This window comes from Enterococcus sp. AMC2644 (genome assembly GCF_058216475.1).
Map to the genome: position 1 here is coordinate 2,773,091 of NZ_CM177095.1, position 19,932 is coordinate 2,793,022.

Sequence of the window (19,932 nt, forward strand, 5' to 3'; positions counted from 1 at the left end):
ATAAATGTTAGTTTCATATAAATGGTTAAATGAATATCTTGATTTATCAAAGGTTTCAGCACAAGAACTAGCAGATAAAATGTCTGTAACAGGAATTGAAGTTGAGGCAGTTGAAGTACCAGCAGAAGGCTTGAAAAAAATTGTTGTTGGTGAAGTAGTAGAATGTGTAGATCATCCAGATTCAGATCATTTACACATCTGTCAAGTCAACATTGGTGAAGAAGAACTATCACAAATTGTCTGTGGCGCACCAAATGTTAAAGCAGGGATTAAAGTAATTGTTGCGTTACCAAACTCACGTATTGCTGGCAACGTAAAAATTAAAAAAGGCAAAATGCGTGGCCAAGTATCTAATGGCATGATTTGCTCTTTAGAAGAAATTGGCTATTCTGACAGTGTCATTCCTAAAGAGTATTCAGAAGGGATTCAATATTTACCAGAAGATGCAATTCCTGGTGAACCGGTCTTTTCATATCTAGATATGGACGATGCGATCATTGAATTATCAATTACACCAAACCGTGCGGATGCATTAAGTATGCGTGGTGTTGCTTATGAAGTAGGTGCAATTTACAATCAAGTGCCAAACTTCAAAGATGAACAATTAACTGAAGTCGCTCAACCAGCAAGCGAAAAAATCTCTGTTAAAGTGGCAGACACTACCGATGCACCATCATATCAAATTCGTGTTATTGAAAATGTGAAAATCGCACCAAGCCCTCAATGGTTGCAAAATCTGTTAATGAATGCTGGGATTCGTCCGATTAATAATGTTGTCGATATTACCAACTATATTCTATTATTATTTGGACAACCATTGCATGCTTTTGATTACAATAAATTAGGTAGCCAAGAAATCCTTGTTCGTCGTGCTCATGAAAAAGAAGAATTGGTAACTTTAGATGGGATTACTCGTCAATTAACCAAAGAAAACATTGTTATTACGAATGGCCAAGTGCCAGTAGCTTTAGCCGGTGTAATGGGTGGATTAGATTCAGAAATTGATAATCAAACGACAACAGTTGCATTAGAAGCAGCCTTGTTTGATCCATTATCCATTCGTCGTACTTCCAAACAATTTAATTTGCGTAGTGAATCTTCTTCGCGTTTTGAAAAAGGGATTAACAAAGCAACAGTTGATCAAGCCAGTGACGTAGCGGCAGCAATGATTGCAAGTCTTGCAGGTGGTGAAGTATTGAATGGTGCAGTGAAAGGTTCAGAAGTAACCGCTGAGGATGTAGAAGTTGCTATCACATTGACACGCATTAATGACTACTTGGGAACTGAGCTAACTGTCGAAAAAGTAAATGGTATTTTTGAAGCTTTAGGTTTCTCTTATAGCGAAAACGATGAACATTACGTTGTTGTTGTCCCTCCACGTCGTTGGGATATTTCGATTGAAGCAGATATCATTGAAGAAGTCGCACGTATTTACGGTTACAATAATTTACCATCTACTTTACCAAGTGGTGAAACTGTTGCAGGTGCCTTAACTCGTGAACAACGCTTAACTCGTAAAGTCCGTAGTTTGTTTGAAGGCAATGGATTAAGTGAAGCGATTAGCTATGCCTTGACTACTGAAGAAAAATCAATGCAGTTTATGATGAAAACCAGTCAGCCAACTCGTTTGGATTGGCCAATGACAGAGGATCGTTCTGTATTACGCTTAAATCTAATTAGCGGTTTATTAGATGATATTGCATATAACGTAGCACGTAAAAATACGCAATTGGCGCTCTACGAGGTAGGTCGCGTTTTCTATCAAAATGAAGATACGACAACAGCTTTACCGATTGAAGAAACACACATCGCTTTTGCTTTATCTGGTGAATGGACAACGAAAGATTGGCAAGGAAAAGGCGAAAAAGTTGATTTTTACCACGCAAAAGGTGTCTTAGACAACTTATTTGCAATGTTATCAGTCGAAGATGATATCAGTTATGAAAAAACAAGTACGCTGAAAGAAATGCATCCTGGTCGTACAGCTGTAATTTATTTAGGAGAAGAAAAAATCGGTTTTATCGGTCAAATTCATCCTTCAGTGGCAAAAGCATATGATGTTCCAGAAACCTATGTTGCTGAATTAAATTTGGAAGCTTTATTAGCAAATGATGCAGGTAAATTAATTTATCAATCAGTATCTAAATTCCCAGCTGTTTCGAGAGATATTGCTTTATTAGTTAAAGAGGAAATATCTAATCAAGAAATTGTTCAAGAAGTGAAACAAGTTGCTGGTAAGTTTTTGACAAATATCGAAATTTTTGACGTTTATCAAGGAAAAAATATTGAAACAGGTCATAAATCGTTGGCATACAGTTTAACATTTGTAAATCCAGAAGCGACGTTAACTGATGAAGAAATCAATCGTGCAATGGATAAAGTAACAAACGCGTTAACTGAAAAATTTGAAGCAGTGATTCGTTAATAACTTTAATATTTGGGGTCTAGGAGTTTTTCCTAGACTCTTTTTTTTTTGCAAAATAATTTCTTTAAAAAATAAAAGATAACTTTGTATCGCTTAGGTTGACTTATGCCACTTAAAGTTAATCATCAATCCATTGTTTCAAAATGAATACTGCTTTAAAATAAAAGGAGAGGAGGGCTTTCTATGATTTTAAATATAGGTGATATTCTGGTAACACAACGAAAAAGAAAACAAATTACACAACAAGAACTTGCAGATTTTATTGGGGTAACGAAAGCGTCTGTGTCCAAATGGGAGAATGGTCAAACCTATCCAGACATTACCCTACTTCCCTTGCTTGCAGCTTATTTTGATTTAAGTATTGATGATTTGTTGAGTTACCATTCTCAACTAACATCAAAAGAAATTCAAAATATTTATCGCTCTCTTCAGAAAAGCTTAGGGAAATCAAGAATAGCGACAGTAGAATCCCTTCAAAATTTTTTAAAAAGATATTATTCATGTTATCCATTTATTTTGCAGATGGGCATATTTTTGCTTAATCATGGTGACAAATTATTAGAGGAAGATTCTGAAGAAAGAAAACAAGTACATGTTTCTAGGGCTAAAGAATTATTTGAGCGGGTAGTAAATTATAGTAATGATTCAAAATTAGTGGATGAAGCAATCATATTAGCTGCCTACTGCTCTTTGCTGTTGGGTAACTCAGAAGAAGTCTTATCATTATTAGGGAAAGAAACACCGCCAGTGATTCCTATTGAACCATTGATTGCAGGGGCCTATCAGCAAAAAGGAGAAATTAATGCCGCAGTTCGTGTTTCTCAGAGCGGAGTATTTCAATATATTGTTATTCTGATGAGTATGCTAACAAACTATTTGCAATTATTGATTGATCAACCAGAGAAATTTGAAGAGACTGTAAAAAGAGGCAGCAAGTTAGGACAGGCTTTTAACTTAGAGACGCTTCATCCAATAAACTGGCTGAATTTTTTAACCTCTTCAGCCGTAGGATTTGCTGCTATGGGAAAAGAGCAACAATTGTTTCAGCTACTGGAATTATTCGCTGAAAGCTTGACAAAAGTTTCGTTTCCTATTGTGCTTCATGGCGACACTTACTTTGACCAAATTGATGACTGGATTAGACAATTGGAATTAGGCAATCAGCCTCCGAGAGAAACAACATTGATTCGACAAGATTTTATTGACTTACTAGAAACACATCCGTCATTACAATCTTACAAAGCTGACTCACGAATGCAAAAAATTTTACAAAAAATTCAACTAAGAAAGGAAGACTTAAATGAATGAAACTGAGCTATTTTTAGAATATTTACCATTTTTAATTCCGCTGATTGTATTAGAATTTATTTTGATGTTTATAGCTGTTATCCATGTTTGGAAGCATCCTAACTATCGCTTTGGAAATCAAGCAATGTGGTTAGTAATTGTTATTGTTTTACAACTTATTGGCCCGATTCTTTACTTTACTATTGGCAAAGGAGAAGACTGATGGCAATAGTAGAAGTTAAACATATTTCCAAATCATTTCAAGGAAAACAAATCTTGAAATCCGTAAGCTTTTCAGTATCTGAAGGAAGTATTTATGGTTTTGTTGGAAAAAATGGTGCTGGAAAAACAACAACAATGAAGATGATTTTAGGATTGGAAACATTGAGTCAAGGTGAAATTAGGGTGGTAGGTCAACAAGTAAGGTTTGGAGAAACTGCAACAAATCAAGACACAGGTTATTTACCAGATGTACCCGAATTTTATCCTTATATGACAGCAAAAGAATATTTGATGCTTTGTGCTGATATCACAGGTTTAGAGAAAACCCAGAGAAAAAAACGAGTAAAACAAATGCTAAAACTAGTCAATCTTCAAAATGTCTCTTCTAAAATAGGCGGTTTTTCTCGAGGAATGAAACAGCGCTTAGGCATCGCTCAGGCATTATTGAACAAACCTAAATTACTGATATGTGATGAACCAACTTCGGCATTGGACCCTGTCGGACGCCGTGAGTTTCTAGATTTATTATATTCTTTGAGACATGAAACTACGATCATTTTCTCTACGCATATTTTAAATGATGTGGAAAGAATTTGTGATCATATCGGCATCTTGGACCAAGGTCAGATGGTTATTTCTTCTACAATCAGTGATTTAAAAAAAAGATATGGAAAAAAACAAGTTCAAATTACTTTTGAAAAGTCAGAAGAGAAGGAACAATTTTTGCGAAATTGGGGGCGAAAGTGTATTCAAGAAAAGCAATCAACGGTGATTATTACTCTTGAATCGAGTGAGTTCAATGCTAAAGATATATTTGAGTTGTTGCAAACACTTAAGATAGTTCCCCTTGATTTTACACAAAGAGAGCCTTCTTTAGAAGAAATTTATCTTGAGGTGATTGAATGAGTCAACTAGTTTCATTTACGAAAAAAGAGTTTCTAGAGTTTTATCGAACGAAAAAAATGTTAGTTCTTTGGATTGTATTTGCCATTTTAGGAATTATGAGCCCATTAATGGCAAAGTTAACGCCTGCTATTTTAAAAATGACTTTTGAAAATGAGCTGCTAATACCGCTTATAGAACCAACTTCTATTGATTCATGGATGCAGTTTTATAAAAATATGACACAAATTGGCATCTATTTGGTGGTGATTTTGTTTAGTGGGATTGTTAATCGAGAAATAAGTCAAGGGACGTTGATTCCATTAGTAACTAAGGGATTAAAAAGGCGAGTCATTATTCTTAGTAAATATATTTTGATGGTGACACATTGGACCTTTGCTTTAGTTCTTGCATTTGTGATTACCTGGGGCTACACACTATATTATTTTCCAGATGATGTAACTCCAAAACCCCTGCTTGGTTTAGCGATGCTCTGGTTTTTTGGATTATTTTTATTAGCCATTACATTACTGATGTCTACCTTATTAAATAGTAATTATGGAAGTTTAGTTGGTAGTATCATCGTTATTGTTCTGCTTTATTTGATTAATCTATTTGATCAGATTACAAATTGGAATCCAATTTCATTGACTTCAATTAATTTAGAATTAAGTCAAGGACTCGCTGATTGGAAAGATTATTTGCCAGCCATTGTTTTATGTATTTTGGGAAGCCTTCTACTTGTAGGGATCTCTGGAATGATTTTTAGGCAGAAGAGACTGTTACATAAGTAGATTGTTCGAATATTTTCATCTTTTTTTTCTTATGTTAAAGGCGTTTTAGTAGTTTTATAAAATTACTGCTAAAAAAATTTTTTAAATGAGTTTGTGGTAGGATGGTTATAATGAGCATGAAGGATAATTTAAACAGAAATTATTCGGGTAAAAAAACCAATAAATTTGGCAATGAATTATTAAAATACTTAGTTAAAACATCAAATAAAGGAGTGAGATAAATGAGAGCGTTCCGAGGTATCTACTCGATATAGCTGATTTGGTAGGCGCTATGTCGAGTAAACTTTCCTATCGTATTTCAGCTATATCATCATTATGAAATCAATGAATGAGGAGATATTGCTGTGAATAAAAAAATTTTAGAAACCTTTCAAAAAAATTTCAGTTTATATATTATTTTAGGAATTGGCGTGACCTTCTGCCAAGCAAGTAATGTCTATTTTCTACAACAGTTAGTCGACCAAGCGATGGCAAAACCCATTTGGCTAATAGTCGGCTACGCAAGTACGTTGTTTTTGAGTCCATTAATGGCATATATTTCTGAATATCCGTTTAATCAATTATACCAAGGGATTTTCTACTTTTTGAAACAACAGTCATTGGCAAAAATGAAGACCATCGATTATTTAACATATTTACAATACAGTTCTGGAGAATTACTACAAAAAGTTGAGTCAGGCGCTACAGCTGGGCGCAATATTTATTTACAATTTTATTGTCAGTTAGTTAGAAAAATTCTACCAGAAATTGTATTTACTTTATTTTTTATCACATTTATCGATAAGAAATTACTTCCATTTATTTTGTTAGGATATTTAATTATCTTTTTGTTTACCAAACTATTATTGAAACTCCTTCAGTCTTTGAAAGAGGCTACGCTAACTTTTGAAGAGGAAATGAATGCTAAGATCGTTAGGGGAATTACTGATTTATTAATCTTTCGAATTAATCGAAAGTATCAAAAAGAATTAGAAGATTATCAAAAAACGGCTCAAAAAGCAACTAATAGTACAACCAAAATGGCATTAATTCATGAGTCTTTCTTTACTTGCTTTGCAATAAGTGTAGTTTTGTTAAAAGTTGTAGTTGTCATCTTATTTTTCACACAAAAATTATCACTGACACTAGGTAGTTTTATTGCGTTGTTAGCTTATATGGATAAAATTTATCAACCAATTGCAGTATTTAACGTCTTATTTGTGCAGTATCGCTTAGATAAGTTAACTTATTCGCGCTTACTAACAATTCTTGCTGCTAAAAATGATACGAAACTACTAAAGATGAAGAGGCTTGAAGAAAAGGTTCAAAGTCTATCTCTTAAGAATGTCTCTTTTTCGATTGGAGAAAAAAATTTGCTGTCAGATATTTCATTACAATTTGAAAAAAATAGCATCTATGGACTAGTTGGGAAGAGTGGTTCGGGAAAGTCTACCGTTCTCAAGCTATTATTAGGTTTGTTTCAACCAAGTGAAGGAATAGTAAAAGTGAACGATTCTTCTCTAGCTACATTTAATGTGGATTCCTTCTATGAGCGGGTGTTTTACTTGTCACAGGAAGCACCTATTTTTGAAGGAACATTGCGGGAAAATATTGTATTAGATCAGCTAGTCGATGATGATGACATTGAAGATGTTTTGGCAAAATGTCAATTGACAGCGTTCTATCAAAAATTACCAGATAAGTTAGCGACAAAAATTGGTGCAAATGGTGTTAATTTATCTGGTGGAGAAAAACAACGAGTAGCTTTTGCTCGTCTATTCTTTTCAACAGTTGATGTCATTTTATTGGATGAAGCAACTTCTGCTTTAGATAGTCAAACAGCTGAGCAGTTGATGAATGAAGTGAAGAAATTATTCTCTCAAAAAATTGTAATAATCGTTACGCACAAAGCAAGTGAGTTAGTAGTAGTCGATGAAGTTATCACATTAGGCGAGGGGATTAAATCCAAATAAAAAAGGAAGCGACCTTTTGCGTCGTTTCCTTTTTATTTATTAACTAAAGTAATTAATACCCATAGCTGTTTTTACTTCAGCTAAAGTTTGCGCAGCAACTTGCTCTGCTTGGGCACTACCTTGTCGTAGAATTTCCATAATGGCGGAAGGATCCTTAGCAAACTCTTCACGACGTGCTCGAATAGGTGCTAATTCCTCTTCTAAAACGTCAATTAAGTAACGTTTAATTTTCACATCACCTAAACCGCCACGACGATAATGGTCTTTTAGCTCTTGGATGTATGCTTTATCTTTACCAAAAACATCTAGGTAAGTAAATACCATATTTCCTTCGACTTGGCCAGGGTCTTGGACATGAATATGATTTGGATCAGTATACATACTCATAACTTTCTTTTGAACAACATCAGCAGGATCAGCTAAATAAATACCATTGCCTAAAGACTTGCTCATTTTTCCATTTCCGTCAATCCCAGGCAAACGGCCCATACCTTTAGGCGGAAAAACACCTTTTGGTTGAACTAAAACATCACTATAAGTTGAATTAAAGCTATGCACAATTTCTTGGGTTTGTTCTAACATTGGTTTTTGATCTTCACCAACTGGGACTAAGTTTGCTTTAAAAGCAGTAATATCTGCTGCTTGAGATACTGGATAGATGAAAAAGCCAGTCGGTACACCTTCACCAAAATTTTTTTGCTCAATTTCTGTTTTGACTGTTGGGTTACGTCGCACACGAGCAACACTCACCAAATTCAAATAAAACATGGTCAATTCAGCAATTTGTGGAATTTGCGATTGAATAAAAAGCGTTGTTTTAGTTGGGTCTAAACCAACTGCTAGATAGTCTAAAGCAACTTCTAAAATATTTGAAGATACTTTTTCGGGTGTTTTTGCATTGTCCGTTAATGCTTGAACATCTGCAATCATTACAAATAATTTATTATTAGGATCAGCTTGCATCTCAACACGTGTTTTCAATGAACCCACATAGTGACCAAGATGTAAACGTCCAGTTGGGCGATCCCCTGTAAGAATAGTATTCAAATTCTTCACCTTTTCTTTTTATAGTCTCTAAGTCATCTTACCTTTTTTCGAGAAAATAAACAATCATTTATGGCGATAATCTTTAGGATTTCACCGATTTTTCCTTACATAAAAATGTTAGAAAAGCGTTTGCTTTTACAACCATCGATGACCTTCCTTATAAAAAACTTTACAAAATTGAAATTTCAAGCTTATAATATTTATTAGCTTATCATTAAAATAAGCTCATCATACTTAAATATAGGAGCGTGAAGGCATGTCAATGATTGAATTTAAGAACGTTGAGAAATACTATGGAAAATTTCATGCGTTGAAAAATATTAATTTGGAATTTGAAAAAGGAGAAGTTGTCGTAGTTATCGGACCATCAGGCTCTGGGAAAAGCACGATGTTACGGACAATTAATGGTCTGGAAACAATTTCTTCAGGAAATCTTTTAATTAACGATAAAGATATTCGAAGCAAAGAAACAAAATTAACTGAAATTCGTCGTAATATTGGAATGGTTTTCCAACATTTTAATCTGTACCCTAATAAAACCGTGTTAGAAAATATTACGTTAGCACCAACTAAAGTGTTAAAGTTAAGTGAAACTGAAGCAACAGAACGTGCAGAAAAAATCTTAGATCGTGTAGGGATGTTAGATAAGAAAGATTCCTATCCATCGATGCTTTCTGGCGGACAACAGCAACGGGTAGCTATTGCTAGAGGCTTAGCTATGCAACCAGAAATGTTACTGTTTGATGAACCTACATCTGCGCTTGACCCAGAGATGATTGGGGATGTATTGGATGTTATGAAAAAAATTGCACATGAAGGCATGTCAATGATTGTCGTTACACATGAGATGGGATTTGCACGCGAAGTAGCAGACCGTGTTATATTTATGGCGGATGGACAAGTATTAGAGGATAGTCGTAATGTCAAAGAATTCTTTGAAAACCCACAAGAGGAACGTGCGCAACAATTTATTAGTAAAGTAATCAACCATTAGGAGGAAAAGCGATGATTAAAAAAACTTTTTTTTCCTTACTAGTTCTAGTTGCAGCAATATTTAGCTTATCTAGCTGTAAATCAGGTAGTGTTGCTGACTTGGATATTTTGGAAACAAGTAAAGAGTCAAATGAAATTGTTTGGGGCGTAAAAAATGATACGCGTTTATTCGGTTTAATGGATATTCCTTCACGTGAAGTGAAAGGTTTTGATATTGATATTGCTAAAGCTATCACAGAAAAAGTTCTTGGTCGTGATGGACGTGCAACATTTGTTGAAGTAACGTCTAAAACACGTATTCCGTTATTGAAAAATGGCAATATAGATGCCATTATCGCAACAATGACAATTTCAGAAGAACGTAAAAAACAAGTTGATTTTTCAGATGTTTATTTTGATGCAGGACAGTCATTATTAGTAAAAAAAGGTAGTTCTATTACTAGTGTAGATAGTCTAGATAAATCAACTACTGTTTTAGCAGTAAAAGGATCAACATCTGCTGTCAATATTCGTAAAGCATCTCCCAACGCAAATATTTTGGAATTAGAAAACTATGCTGAAGCATTTACGGCATTGCAAGCAGGTCAAGGAGATGCGATGACAACTGATAATGCAATTTTATTAGGAATGGCTAGTGAAAATCCTGAGTATGAATTAGTTGGCGGAACATTTACAGAAGAACCTTACGGAATTGCTATTAACAAGGGACAAGAAAATTTCCTCCAAGCAGTTAATCATGCATTAAAAGAAATGCATGAAGATGGAACATATGATGAAATCTATACAAAATGGTTCCCAGATGACGATACTGGAAAAGTGAAATAGGAGGGGATACGATGATTGAGTTGTTTCAAGCAAATGCAGGTTTGTTTTTTGAAGGATTTAAATATACAATCCTTTCTAGTGTATTAGCATTAATTTTTAGTTTAATAATTGGAACATTAATGGCTATTTTTCAATTATCTGAAAATACGCTTATTCGCAATTTAGCTAAAGCTTATGTTGAGTTTTTTAGAAATATTCCATTACTGATTATTGTTATGTTTTTCTATGTTGTTCTCCCTTTATATGGCATGCCGTTTAATGGTTTTCAAGCAGGTACCATTGGTCTAACGATTTACACGTCTGCCTTTATTGCTGAAACAGTTCGTTCAGGAATTCAAACAGTACCAAAAGGGCAAATGGAGTCAGGATTATCATCTGGTTTTACTTATAGTGAAACAATGCGTTATATTGTATTACCACAAGCATTTAAGATTGTTATTCCTCCATTAGGTGGTCAGTTTATTAATTTAATTAAAAACTCTTCTATTCTAGCGATGGTAGCAGGTTTAGACTTGATGTATCAAGGCGATTTAGTCGCCAATGCAACATTTATTACATTTGAAACATACATTATTGTAGGGATTTTTTACTTGATTTTGACGTTGCCACTCTCTTATTTGATGGCTTATTTAGAAAAACGTTGGTCAGTAAGAGGATAGAAAGGAGACAACAATGGATTTTATCGGTGCATTTTCATTCGTAAATTTACGATTTTTATTAGATGGTTTACAGATTACCGTTGCGGTTTCCGTACTATCAATTGTATTTAGTTTTTTAATTGGTGGGTTAATGGGAACACTGCGTTTTGCAAATATTCCATTTTTCTCAAAGATTTTAGGAATATTTGTGGATATTATTCGTAATTTACCGTTACTATTAATTATTTTCTTTACGTACTTTGCTTTACCACAAATCGGTATTCGATTTAACATTTTCTGGTCAGCTGTTGTTGCATTAACTATTTTTGAATCAGCTATGTTATCAGAAATTTTCCGTGCCGGTTTAAATGCAGTACCCAAAGGTCAAATGGAAGCTGGACTTTCAACTGGTTTAACATATGTTGAAACGATGCGTACAATTGTGTTACCACAAGCTTTTCGTTCAATGATTCCAGCAATCGTTAGCCAATTAATTTCATTAGTGAAAGATACTTCATTGGCGGTCATTATTTCACTTCCTGAATTGACGCACCATGCACGTATTATTTATGGTCAAAATACGAACTATGTAATTCCAATGTTTGTAGCAATGACACTCAGCTATTTTGCAATTTGTTATGTGTTGTCATTGTTATCTAAATATCTAGAAACCAGAAAATACAATTATTAAAAAATAATCCGCTCATCAGGCGGATTATTTTTGCTTATCGAAGAGAAAACTTGAAAAAAAAGCCAAAAAAGTACAAAATAAAGAAACAGACTCTGTCTAGGAGAAACAAAGGATGGAAAGAAATGACAAATACACAACCCATTGGCTTTATTGATTCAGGAGTAGGTGGTTTAACTGTTGTTAAAGAAGCAATGAAGCAGTTACCAAATGAAAATATTATTTATTTAGGCGATACTGCTCGGTGTCCGTATGGTCCACGACCTGCAAAACAAGTCATAGAGTATACATGGCAAATGACTAAATTTTTATTGGAAAAAAATATAAAAATGCTGGTTATTGCTTGTAATACGGCAACAGCTGTCGCTTTAGAAGAGATTAAAGCTCAACTTGATATTCCAGTAGTTGGAGTTATCTTACCTGGAACAAGAGCAGCAGTAAAAGCAACAAAAAATCGTAATATTGGTATTATCGGAACTGCAGGGACAATAAAAAGTAGTTCTTATGAACGTGCGATTAAAACTAAAGTTCCTGAAGCCTCTGTTACTAGTCTGGCTTGCCCTAAGCTTGTTCCGATTGTTGAAAGCAATCAATTCCAGTCATCAGTGGCTAAAAAAATCGTTGCTGAGACATTAAGACCTCTGCGACATAAAAAATTAGATACATTGATTTTAGGCTGCACCCATTACCCTTTGTTACGCCCGATTATTCAAAATATTATGGGGAATAACGTAAAACTGATTGATTCGGGTGCAGAAACAATTGGTGAAGTAAGTATGCTACTGGACTATTTTGATATTGCAAATAGTAATGTACATCTGCAACCTGAATTTTTATTTTATACAACTGGATCAACAATAATGTTTGATGGTATTGCCAAAGAATGGTTACAATCAGCAAATGTTTATTCACAACATATTGAATTAGGAGGAACAGAATAAATGCGACACGATGGTAGAAGGCCGCAACGCTTGCGTCCCATTACAATTAGAACTCATGTTTACAAACACCCAGAAGGCTCTGTGGTAATTTCATTTGGTGATACAGAAGTAATCTGTTCAGCAACAATTGAGGAATCCGTTCCGCCATTTTTACGAAATTCAGGAACAGGATGGGTAACAGCCGAGTATAGTATGTTGCCACGTGCAACGAATACAAGAAATCGTCGTGAAAGTTCAAAAGGAAAACTGACTGGACGTACGATGGAAATCCAACGTCTCATTGGACGTGCATTACGAGCTGTCATCGATTTAGAAAAACTAGGAGAACGAAGTATTGTTATCGATTGTGATGTTGTACAAGCCGATGGTGGTACTAGAACAGCAAGCATCACAGGTGCCTTTGTTGCATTACGTTTAGCTGTGAATAAATTATTACAAACAAACGCTTTAAAAGAAGATCCGATTAAAGAACATTTAGCAGCAATTAGTGTTGGAATTTTACCTGATGACAGCTGTGCAGTTGATTTAGACTATGTAGAAGATAGCGCTGCACAAGTCGATATGAATTTAGTAATGACCGAATCTGGTCGTTTTGTTGAGATTCAAGGAACAGGTGAAGAAGCTACTTTTAATGGAGAACAACTAAATGAAATGTTAATTTATGGAAAGGGAGCAATTGAAGAATTAATTACAGCACAAAAAAATGCTCTTTATGCAAATGATGAAGATCGCGCTCAAATTGTGGATAAAACAATTATGATTGCGACAGGGAATTTAGGAAAGGCAAAAGAATTTGCTGAAATGTTCGCTAAAGAAGGCTATCAAATTAAAACCTTGAAAGATTTTCCCGATTTGCCTGATGTTGCTGAAACAGGGAGTACCTTTGAAGAAAATGCTCGTCTGAAGGCTGAGACAATTGCGAATATTTTACAATGTCCCGTTTTAGCAGATGATTCCGGTCTAAAAGTAGACACTTTAGGAGGAATGCCAGGTATTTACTCTGCACGTTTTGCTGGTGAACATAAAAGTGATGCATCAAATAATGCCAAATTATTATATGAATTGACAGAAATTCCAGATGAAGAACGGACAGCGCAATTTCATTGCACGTTAGTATTAGCTGCTCCTAAAAAAGAAAGCCTAGTAGTTGAAGCTGAATGGCATGGGAAGATTGGCCGGATTCCTAGAGGAGAAAATGGCTTTGGTTATGATCCATTATTTATTGTAGATGGAACTGACAAAACTGCTGCAGAACTCACTAGTGAAGAAAAAAATAAAACTAGTCATCGTGGACAAGCAATTGAAAAATTACAGTTGCAATGGAAAGAATGGTTAGAAGGAGAGACTTAAATTGAAATATTTAGTAGTTAGTGATAATCATGGGGATCGGAAAATTTTAGCAGACCTCTTTGCTCGTTACCAAGACCAAGTAGATTATATATTCCATTGTGGTGATTCTGAGCTATTAGCCGATGATGAATTATGGCAGCATGCTTATGTAGTCACTGGTAATTGTGACTATGATCCTAAGTATAAAAAGAATCAGATAATAGATACTGGTGTCGATCGCATTTATATGACACATGGACACTTGTCAAATGTCCGCTTTGGTATTACACATTTAGGATTAGAAGCACAAGCTGTAGATGCTACAGTCGTTTTATTTGGCCATACGCATCAAATCGGCTGTGAAAAAGTAGGAAAACGTCTATTTTTAAATCCTGGAAGTATTTCACAACCAAGAGGTCCAATTCAAGTAAAGAGCTATGCAATTATTGAAAGTACTTCTGAAGCGTATCACGTTCAATATTATGATCGTGATTTTCAAGCTGTTTCGGAGCTAGCTTTTGACTTCAAAAAATAAAAGTTATGAATTTATAAAGAAAGCGATTTTCTCGCTTTCTTTTTGTGTTTTGAGGTAAAATAAGGAGTAATGTAATAGCGAAATGGAGGTATTCATTTGATTGGTAAATACACTGAAGCTTTGTTGATGGAGAACCAAGAAACTTTTCTTGTGCCTGCTGACAACGTAGCAACCGTATTATATAGTCATCCTTTAGAACATGCATTATTAGTGTTATCTAAAGTAGGTTATGCAAAGATTCCAGTCTTAGATTCAGAAGATCATTTAGTAGGTCTAATTAGTTTAGCGAACATAATAGACAAAATGATGGGGTTAACAGGATTTGATGCGGAACAATTAGAAGGATTAACCGTAGCAGATGTTATGGAAGTAAACGTGCCTAGAATTCAAAATAAAGATGATTTAGAGGATATTTTACATTTATTAGTACAAGGTTCATTTTTACCTGTTGTTAATGAAGACAATGTGTTTGAAGGAATCATTACTAGAAAAGAAATCTTAAAAGCTGTGAATCATTTGGTACATGAATTAGAAAAGCGATACACAGTCAATGTAAAAGAAACTGTAAAAGAAAAATTAATTAGTTAAAAAAAAAGCGAGAGAAAATCATGAAAAGATTTTCTCTCGCTTTTTTTTTATTTGGTTGCAACTATTGGTGAGTTTGGAATTGTAAATCCTGCTTGTGACACTTCATAAATTGAAGCACTTAGCAGTTCTTCTTGAATTTTATGTTGACGACCATTACTTACGTACATCGTTGTACGTATTGCATAGTTGCTGTTACCTAAATCAACAATTCCAAAAATGACAGGTGGTGTTTGAATAAACTCTGCATAATTTTGAACAATTCTCTGATTTGCTCGTTCAATAGCAACTTGGATCCCCTCTAAATCTTCTGATGGATCGATACGCACATCCACTAAAACGCGCATATTCGCACGGGAGGTATTGCTAATCGTAGTTATGTTACGATTAGGAACAAAATGAATTGTTCCATCTGATGATTGTAACTGTAAAGTACGTAGACCAACAGATGTTACCGTTCCCTCGATTGTTAAATCATTTAGCTTAATATAGTCACCGACATCAATTTGTTGTTCAGTAATGATGAAAAATCCTGTGATAATATCATTCATAAAACCTTGTGCACCAAGACCGATTGCTAAACCAGCAATTCCAGCTCCAGCAAGTAATGAACCAACCGGAATGCCAACAGTCGATAACAAGGCGTAGATAAAGAAGAAACCCAATGTATAGTGAACAACATTACGAATTAGAGTGTGTAATGTTGTCATGCGAACTTCACTAGCTTTCTTGTTACGGTAAGAGATAAACGTACGATCGACTAAAAAGTCAGCCAACCGAGTTAAAACAGTAAACAATATAATAATAAAAAGAATGGTAATTGTTTTTTGAATAATTAATCCCGTAATAGCTTCCCAATTAAGACTGAGCCACCACCGCTGAATTGCATTTAATTGTTGAGCAGCAGGTTCAATGATACTTACGTCAGACGAATCTACCGTTGAATCTGCTGTCCCAACTGTTCCTAAAAGAAAATACATGAACACCCCTCCAATATTACTGTCCTTTATTGTAACAAGGCTCAGTAAAAAAAGGAATAAATTATTTTAGGATAAACAAAAAATTAAGATAAATGCACGCCTTTATCAACGAAAATTGTTTCACCAATAATTCCAGCAGATAGAGGACTAATTAAAAAGGCACAAACATTGCCCACTTCTTCAATCGTTACGCCTACATTGTCCGGTGTGCGGTCTTCAGATAATTGGATTAATTTCTGATAGTCTTTAACACCTGTGACTGCTAATGTTTTAATCGCTCCCGCAGAAATGGCATTGACACGAATTTTTTGTGGAGAAAGTTCCGCTGCTAAGTAACGAACACCGGCTTCTAAAGCAGCTTTAGCAATACCCATCATGTTGTAGTTTGGTACGGCGCGCTCTGCACCCAAATAAGTCAGTGTAACAATTCCGCTATTTTCAGCTAAGATTGGTTTTGCATAGTGAGTAACAGCGATTAATGAATAGCTGCTAATATCTTGTGCTAGAGAATAGCCTTGACGAGAAATGTCAGTGACATCACCTTGTAAGTCCTCTTTGTTTGCATACGCAACTGCATGAACAAGACCGTGGATTTCACCAGCGTATTCTTTAATTTCATCAAATGCTTTGGCAATACTTTCATCACTGGCAACATCTAGCTCAACTAAAAATTCGTCGCCTTCTAATAATTTTTCCAGAGGTTTTCTCATACGTTCATTTTGATAAGTATAGATTACTTCTGCACCTTGTTCACGTAATGCTTGAGCACAACCCCAAGCGATACTACGTTTATTTGCGACGCCCATGACGACAATTTTTTTACCAGTTAAGAAACTCATAATTCCACTCCTTATAATAAATAAATAATAAATATATTCCAATTCAATTCATGGCACAACTACCATGATTACTTATTATTAGATAAAATTGTTTGATTGTCAAACTAAATTTACTGAATTAATTCTAAAGTTGCCAAATTAATAAAAATATGATACTTTGATAATCAAAATAACTAAAATTTTGAAAAAAGGAAATGAGGACTCAAAATGGAAAAATTATTGACTGAAGTAGAAGTGATGGAGTTAATTCCTAACCGTTACCCAATTATTTATATAGACTATGTGGATTCAATTGATCCTGGTAAAAAAATTATTGCCACAAAAAATGTAACAATTAATGAGGATTTCTTCCAAGGACATTTTCCTGGTAATCCTGTAATGCCTGGCGCATTGATTTTAGAAACATTGGCCCAAGCTGGTTCAATCCTAATTTTAAAATCAGAAGAATTTCTAGGGCGTACTGCTTACATTGGTGGAATTAACAAAGCAAAATTCCGTCAAAAGGTTGTTCCTGGAGATACGATTAAGTTATCATTTGAAATTACAAAAGTAAAAGGCTCGGTTGGAACTGCAGATGCAATCGCTACGGTAGAGGGCAAAAAGGTAGCTGAATGTGAATTTACTTTCATAGTCGGAGAACAACGCCAGTAAAAAAGAAAAATTAATTGTATGAGAAAAGCTGGAAATCTTGATAAATAGAGGTTTCCAGCTTTTTGTGATTCGAATAACTATAAATGTAAATAAAAAATAGTAATTATTTTGATGATTGCCAAGTGAAGAAACAAAACGCTCAGAATTGATAGGATTTGACTCCTGATAAAAGACAGAAAAATGAGAAAGAATACTAGTCGGTGAGCGACATCAGTAAAAAAGATGAGAAATTCCATCTACGGAATTCCTCATCTTTTTTATTTTGCTTCTTGTAGGATATTAATTTTTTCAACCTTGTCTGGTTTAACTGGAGTAGATTTTTCGCCTGTTGCGCCTGCTTCAACTTCTGCTTTGGCAATCTTATCAACAACATCCATGCCTTCGATGACTTGGCCAAAGACAGTATAATTACCATCTAAGCTAGGAGTACCACCATTTTTGTAGGCATCAATGATTTTTTCTGGCGTAAATTGAATCGCTTGACCATCTGACATATCTTGGTCATTTTGGACAATAAAGAATTGACTACCTTGGCTATCCAAGGCTTGGGAACGTGCCATTGATAAGGCACCACGGATATGGTAAAGATTTGGAGAAATCTCAACTTCAAAACCTTTATCCCAAATACTTTCACCGCCCATACCGGTACCTTCAGGATCGCCACCTTGAATCATGAATTCTTCCATGACACGATGGAAAATAGTTCCATCATAGTAGCCTTCTTTAGCATGTGTCATAAAATTTTCGACAGCTTTTGGTGCATATTCTGGGAACAATTTTATTTTTATGTTCCCTTCTGTAGTGACTAATTCAATTAAATCTTCATTCTCTTTGACTTCTTTATTTAATTGAGGTAAATTGACTTGGCTCAAATCAACAGATGTGTCTGTTGTTGTAGAAGAAACTGTTGTAGAATCTGTTGTTGTAGTAGTATTATTACAAGCAGCTAATAAAGCAATGCTAGCAAATGTTGTAAATAAAAGAGCACGTTTTTTATTTTTCATAAAATAATTCCTTTCTTATAACGTCTTGTTTATCATAACAAATAACTATTTTTTTTCCTAGTTTTTCTATAGTAATTTTAAAAAATAGCTGTATTCGAAAGGGTTTGCATTTTTGGTCTAGAGCAATTATAATGTAAGAGGATACAAAATGTTTTTTTATTTTTAGGAGGATTTTCAACAATGGGAAAATTAGGTGTTTCGATTTATCCAGAACGTTCAACATTTGAAAAAGATAAAGCGTATTTAGATTTAGCGCATAAATATGGCTTTAAGCGTGTATTTACAAGTCTACTACAAATTACGGATGATAAAGAAAAAGTATTAGCAGAATTTAAAAATGTTGTTGATTATGCAAATAGTTTAGAAATGGAAGTCATGGTCGACATTAACCCTAGCTTATTTGAGCAACTAGAAATTTCTTATGATGACTTGTCCTTTTTCCATGAAATGGGTGCGTATGGCGTACGTTTAGATATTGGTTTTACAGGAGCAGAAGAAGCTCGGATGACACGTAATCCCTATAATATTAAAATTGAAATTAACATGAGTGGCGGTACAAAATATGTAGATAATATTATGTCTTACTCACCAAATACCGAAAATTTATTGGGGTCCCATAATTTCTACCCACATCGCTATTCAGGTTTAGGTTATGCCCACTTTGTTATGTGTTCCGAGCAGTTTCGTCAGTACAATTTAAATACGATGGCATTTGTTAATTCCAACGCAGCGACATTCGGTCCTTGGCCGACGCAAGATGGTTTATGCTCATTAGAAGACCATCGTGAATTAGAAATTGCAACACAAGTAAAGCATTTAATGTTAACAGGTTTAATTGACGATATTTTAGTAGCTAATGCGTATGCTTCAGAAGAAGAATTAAAAGCAATGGCAGATGCTTTTAATGCACCATATCCAACATTAAAAGTTGTTGTGGAAGATGAAATTACTGAAAACGAACGTGTTTGTTTATTTGATAATCTACACAGTTACCGTGGCGATCGATCTGAATATATGCTACGTTCAACGATGACACGTGTGTATTATAAGGATAAAGAATTTCCAGCGCATACTACACGTGATATCCTTCGTGGCGATGTACTAATCGATAATGAAAATTATGGACAATATAAAGGTGAAACACAAATTGCGTTAAAAGAAATGAAAAACGACGGCCGTGTTAATGTGGTTGGCCACATCTCTGAGGATGAGCTCTTTCTATTAGACTTCTTGAAACCTTGGTCAAGTTTTAAATTAACAGAAGTAAAATAAATTATGGAATCTCGCATTTTTGCGAGATTTTTTTTAGAAAAAT

At 34.6% G+C, this 19,932-nt stretch carries 20 protein-coding genes; 16 read left to right on the forward strand and 4 right to left on the reverse strand.

What is annotated here, in order from left to right:
* Positions 1–4 precede the first annotated feature (4 nt).
* The 6 genes from pheT (at position 5) to AC4BC5_RS13460 (ending at position 7,562) form a co-directional block, all read left to right on the forward strand.
* Entirely contained in the window at positions 5–2,425 is a 2,421-nt protein-coding gene (pheT, locus tag AC4BC5_RS13435) for a phenylalanine--tRNA ligase subunit beta (RefSeq protein WP_490495868.1), read from the forward strand.
* 183 nt (positions 2,426–2,608) lie between these two features.
* Positions 2,609–3,733: a helix-turn-helix domain-containing protein gene (locus AC4BC5_RS13440; RefSeq protein WP_490495869.1), complete on the forward strand. Its 1,125-nt coding sequence runs from the start codon at positions 2,609–2,611 to the stop codon at positions 3,731–3,733.
* Positions 3,726–3,935, forward strand: coding sequence for a PLDc N-terminal domain-containing protein (locus AC4BC5_RS13445; protein WP_490495870.1), 210 nt, complete (start codon positions 3,726–3,728; stop codon positions 3,933–3,935). Before AC4BC5_RS13440 ends, AC4BC5_RS13445 begins: the two co-directional genes overlap by 8 nt.
* Positions 3,935–4,840, forward strand: coding sequence for an ABC transporter ATP-binding protein (locus AC4BC5_RS13450; RefSeq protein WP_490495871.1), 906 nt, complete (start codon positions 3,935–3,937; stop codon positions 4,838–4,840). The genes AC4BC5_RS13445 and AC4BC5_RS13450 overlap by 1 nt, the downstream gene beginning before the upstream one ends.
* The gene (locus AC4BC5_RS13455; protein ID WP_490495872.1) at positions 4,837–5,610 is read left to right on the forward strand and encodes an ABC transporter permease; all 774 of its coding nucleotides are present in this window, start codon (positions 4,837–4,839) and stop codon (positions 5,608–5,610) included. The genes AC4BC5_RS13450 and AC4BC5_RS13455 overlap by 4 nt, the downstream gene beginning before the upstream one ends.
* Positions 5,611–5,954: 344 nt before the next feature.
* Positions 5,955–7,562, forward strand: coding sequence for an ATP-binding cassette domain-containing protein (locus AC4BC5_RS13460; RefSeq protein ID WP_490495873.1), 1,608 nt, complete (start codon positions 5,955–5,957; stop codon positions 7,560–7,562).
* Between the two features lie 39 nt (positions 7,563–7,601).
* Here the strand turns inward: AC4BC5_RS13460 and trpS are convergent, their stop codons facing one another.
* Positions 7,602–8,609 (reverse strand): tryptophan--tRNA ligase, encoded by a 1,008-nt coding sequence (trpS, locus tag AC4BC5_RS13465; RefSeq protein ID WP_490495874.1) that lies wholly within the window; start codon positions 8,607–8,609, stop codon positions 7,602–7,604.
* Between the two features lie 256 nt (positions 8,610–8,865).
* On the opposite strand from trpS, the gene AC4BC5_RS13470 reads away from it, so the two are divergent.
* From AC4BC5_RS13470 to cbpB, 8 genes are all read left to right on the forward strand, one after another.
* Positions 8,866–9,603, forward strand: coding sequence for an amino acid ABC transporter ATP-binding protein (locus tag AC4BC5_RS13470; RefSeq protein WP_490495875.1), 738 nt, complete (start codon positions 8,866–8,868; stop codon positions 9,601–9,603).
* Between the two features lie 11 nt (positions 9,604–9,614).
* The gene (locus AC4BC5_RS13475; protein ID WP_490495876.1) at positions 9,615–10,427 is read left to right on the forward strand and encodes a transporter substrate-binding domain-containing protein; all 813 of its coding nucleotides are present in this window, start codon (positions 9,615–9,617) and stop codon (positions 10,425–10,427) included.
* An 11-nt stretch (positions 10,428–10,438) separates the two neighbouring features.
* Positions 10,439–11,086 carry an amino acid ABC transporter permease gene (locus AC4BC5_RS13480; RefSeq protein WP_490495877.1) on the forward strand — a complete coding sequence of 216 codons (648 nt, stop codon included), beginning with the start codon at positions 10,439–10,441 and terminating at the stop codon, positions 11,084–11,086.
* Between the two features lie 13 nt (positions 11,087–11,099).
* Positions 11,100–11,756: an amino acid ABC transporter permease gene (locus AC4BC5_RS13485; protein WP_490495878.1), complete on the forward strand. Its 657-nt coding sequence runs from the start codon at positions 11,100–11,102 to the stop codon at positions 11,754–11,756.
* A 122-nt stretch (positions 11,757–11,878) separates the two neighbouring features.
* Positions 11,879–12,694 carry a glutamate racemase gene (racE, locus tag AC4BC5_RS13490; RefSeq protein WP_490495879.1) on the forward strand — a complete coding sequence of 272 codons (816 nt, stop codon included), beginning with the start codon at positions 11,879–11,881 and terminating at the stop codon, positions 12,692–12,694.
* Entirely contained in the window at positions 12,695–14,044 is a 1,350-nt protein-coding gene (gene rph, locus AC4BC5_RS13495) for a ribonuclease PH (RefSeq protein WP_490495880.1), read from the forward strand.
* 1 nt (position 14,045) lies between these two features.
* Positions 14,046–14,558, forward strand: coding sequence for a metallophosphoesterase (locus AC4BC5_RS13500; protein ID WP_490495881.1), 513 nt, complete (start codon positions 14,046–14,048; stop codon positions 14,556–14,558).
* Between the two features lie 96 nt (positions 14,559–14,654).
* On the forward strand, positions 14,655–15,146 hold the full coding sequence (gene cbpB, locus AC4BC5_RS13505; RefSeq protein ID WP_490495882.1) for a cyclic-di-AMP-binding protein CbpB: 492 nt from the start codon (positions 14,655–14,657) through the stop codon (positions 15,144–15,146).
* A 47-nt stretch (positions 15,147–15,193) separates the two neighbouring features.
* Here cbpB and AC4BC5_RS13510 read toward each other — a convergent pair whose 3' ends face one another.
* Positions 15,194–16,123, reverse strand: coding sequence for a mechanosensitive ion channel family protein (locus AC4BC5_RS13510; protein WP_490495883.1), 930 nt, complete (start codon positions 16,121–16,123; stop codon positions 15,194–15,196).
* 83 nt (positions 16,124–16,206) lie between these two features.
* Positions 16,207–16,962, reverse strand: a complete 756-nt coding sequence (gene fabI, locus AC4BC5_RS13515) for an enoyl-ACP reductase FabI (protein WP_490495884.1) — start codon at positions 16,960–16,962, stop codon at positions 16,207–16,209.
* Positions 16,963–17,169: 207 nt separating this feature from the next.
* Between fabI and fabZ the strand changes: the two genes are divergently transcribed.
* The gene (fabZ, locus tag AC4BC5_RS13520; RefSeq protein ID WP_207940307.1) at positions 17,170–17,613 is read left to right on the forward strand and encodes a 3-hydroxyacyl-ACP dehydratase FabZ; all 444 of its coding nucleotides are present in this window, start codon (positions 17,170–17,172) and stop codon (positions 17,611–17,613) included.
* A 257-nt stretch (positions 17,614–17,870) separates the two neighbouring features.
* Here the strand turns inward: fabZ and AC4BC5_RS13525 are convergent, their stop codons facing one another.
* Positions 17,871–18,617, reverse strand: a complete 747-nt coding sequence (locus AC4BC5_RS13525) for a peptidylprolyl isomerase (protein WP_490495885.1) — start codon at positions 18,615–18,617, stop codon at positions 17,871–17,873.
* 180 nt (positions 18,618–18,797) lie between these two features.
* On the opposite strand from AC4BC5_RS13525, the gene AC4BC5_RS13530 reads away from it, so the two are divergent.
* Positions 18,798–19,889: a DUF871 domain-containing protein gene (locus AC4BC5_RS13530; RefSeq protein WP_490495886.1), complete on the forward strand. Its 1,092-nt coding sequence runs from the start codon at positions 18,798–18,800 to the stop codon at positions 19,887–19,889.
* The last annotated feature ends 43 nt before the right edge of the window (positions 19,890–19,932 follow it).

Bases quoted from the DNA above. Each gene is read 5' to 3' on its own strand.
- pheT (WP_490495868.1), top strand. From the start codon at position 5: ATGTTAGTTTCATATAAATGGTTAAATGAATATCTTGATTTATCAAAG.
- AC4BC5_RS13440 (WP_490495869.1), top strand. From the start codon at position 2,609: ATGATTTTAAATATAGGTGATATTCTGGTAACACAACGAAAAAGAAAA.
- AC4BC5_RS13445 (WP_490495870.1), top strand. From the start codon at position 3,726: ATGAATGAAACTGAGCTATTTTTAGAATATTTACCATTTTTAATTCCG.
- AC4BC5_RS13450 (WP_490495871.1), top strand. From the start codon at position 3,935: ATGGCAATAGTAGAAGTTAAACATATTTCCAAATCATTTCAAGGAAAA.
- AC4BC5_RS13455 (WP_490495872.1), top strand. From the start codon at position 4,837: ATGAGTCAACTAGTTTCATTTACGAAAAAAGAGTTTCTAGAGTTTTAT.
- AC4BC5_RS13470 (WP_490495875.1), top strand. From the start codon at position 8,866: ATGTCAATGATTGAATTTAAGAACGTTGAGAAATACTATGGAAAATTT.
- AC4BC5_RS13475 (WP_490495876.1), top strand. From the start codon at position 9,615: ATGATTAAAAAAACTTTTTTTTCCTTACTAGTTCTAGTTGCAGCAATA.
- AC4BC5_RS13480 (WP_490495877.1), top strand. From the start codon at position 10,439: ATGATTGAGTTGTTTCAAGCAAATGCAGGTTTGTTTTTTGAAGGATTT.
- AC4BC5_RS13485 (WP_490495878.1), top strand. From the start codon at position 11,100: ATGGATTTTATCGGTGCATTTTCATTCGTAAATTTACGATTTTTATTA.
- racE (WP_490495879.1), top strand. From the start codon at position 11,879: ATGACAAATACACAACCCATTGGCTTTATTGATTCAGGAGTAGGTGGT.
- rph (WP_490495880.1), top strand. From the start codon at position 12,695: ATGCGACACGATGGTAGAAGGCCGCAACGCTTGCGTCCCATTACAATT.
- AC4BC5_RS13510 (WP_490495883.1), bottom strand. From the start codon at position 16,123: ATGTATTTTCTTTTAGGAACAGTTGGGACAGCAGATTCAACGGTAGAT.
- fabI (WP_490495884.1), bottom strand. From the start codon at position 16,962: ATGAGTTTCTTAACTGGTAAAAAAATTGTCGTCATGGGCGTCGCAAAT.
- fabZ (WP_207940307.1), top strand. From the start codon at position 17,170: ATGGAAAAATTATTGACTGAAGTAGAAGTGATGGAGTTAATTCCTAAC.
- AC4BC5_RS13525 (WP_490495885.1), bottom strand. From the start codon at position 18,617: ATGAAAAATAAAAAACGTGCTCTTTTATTTACAACATTTGCTAGCATT.
- AC4BC5_RS13530 (WP_490495886.1), top strand. From the start codon at position 18,798: ATGGGAAAATTAGGTGTTTCGATTTATCCAGAACGTTCAACATTTGAA.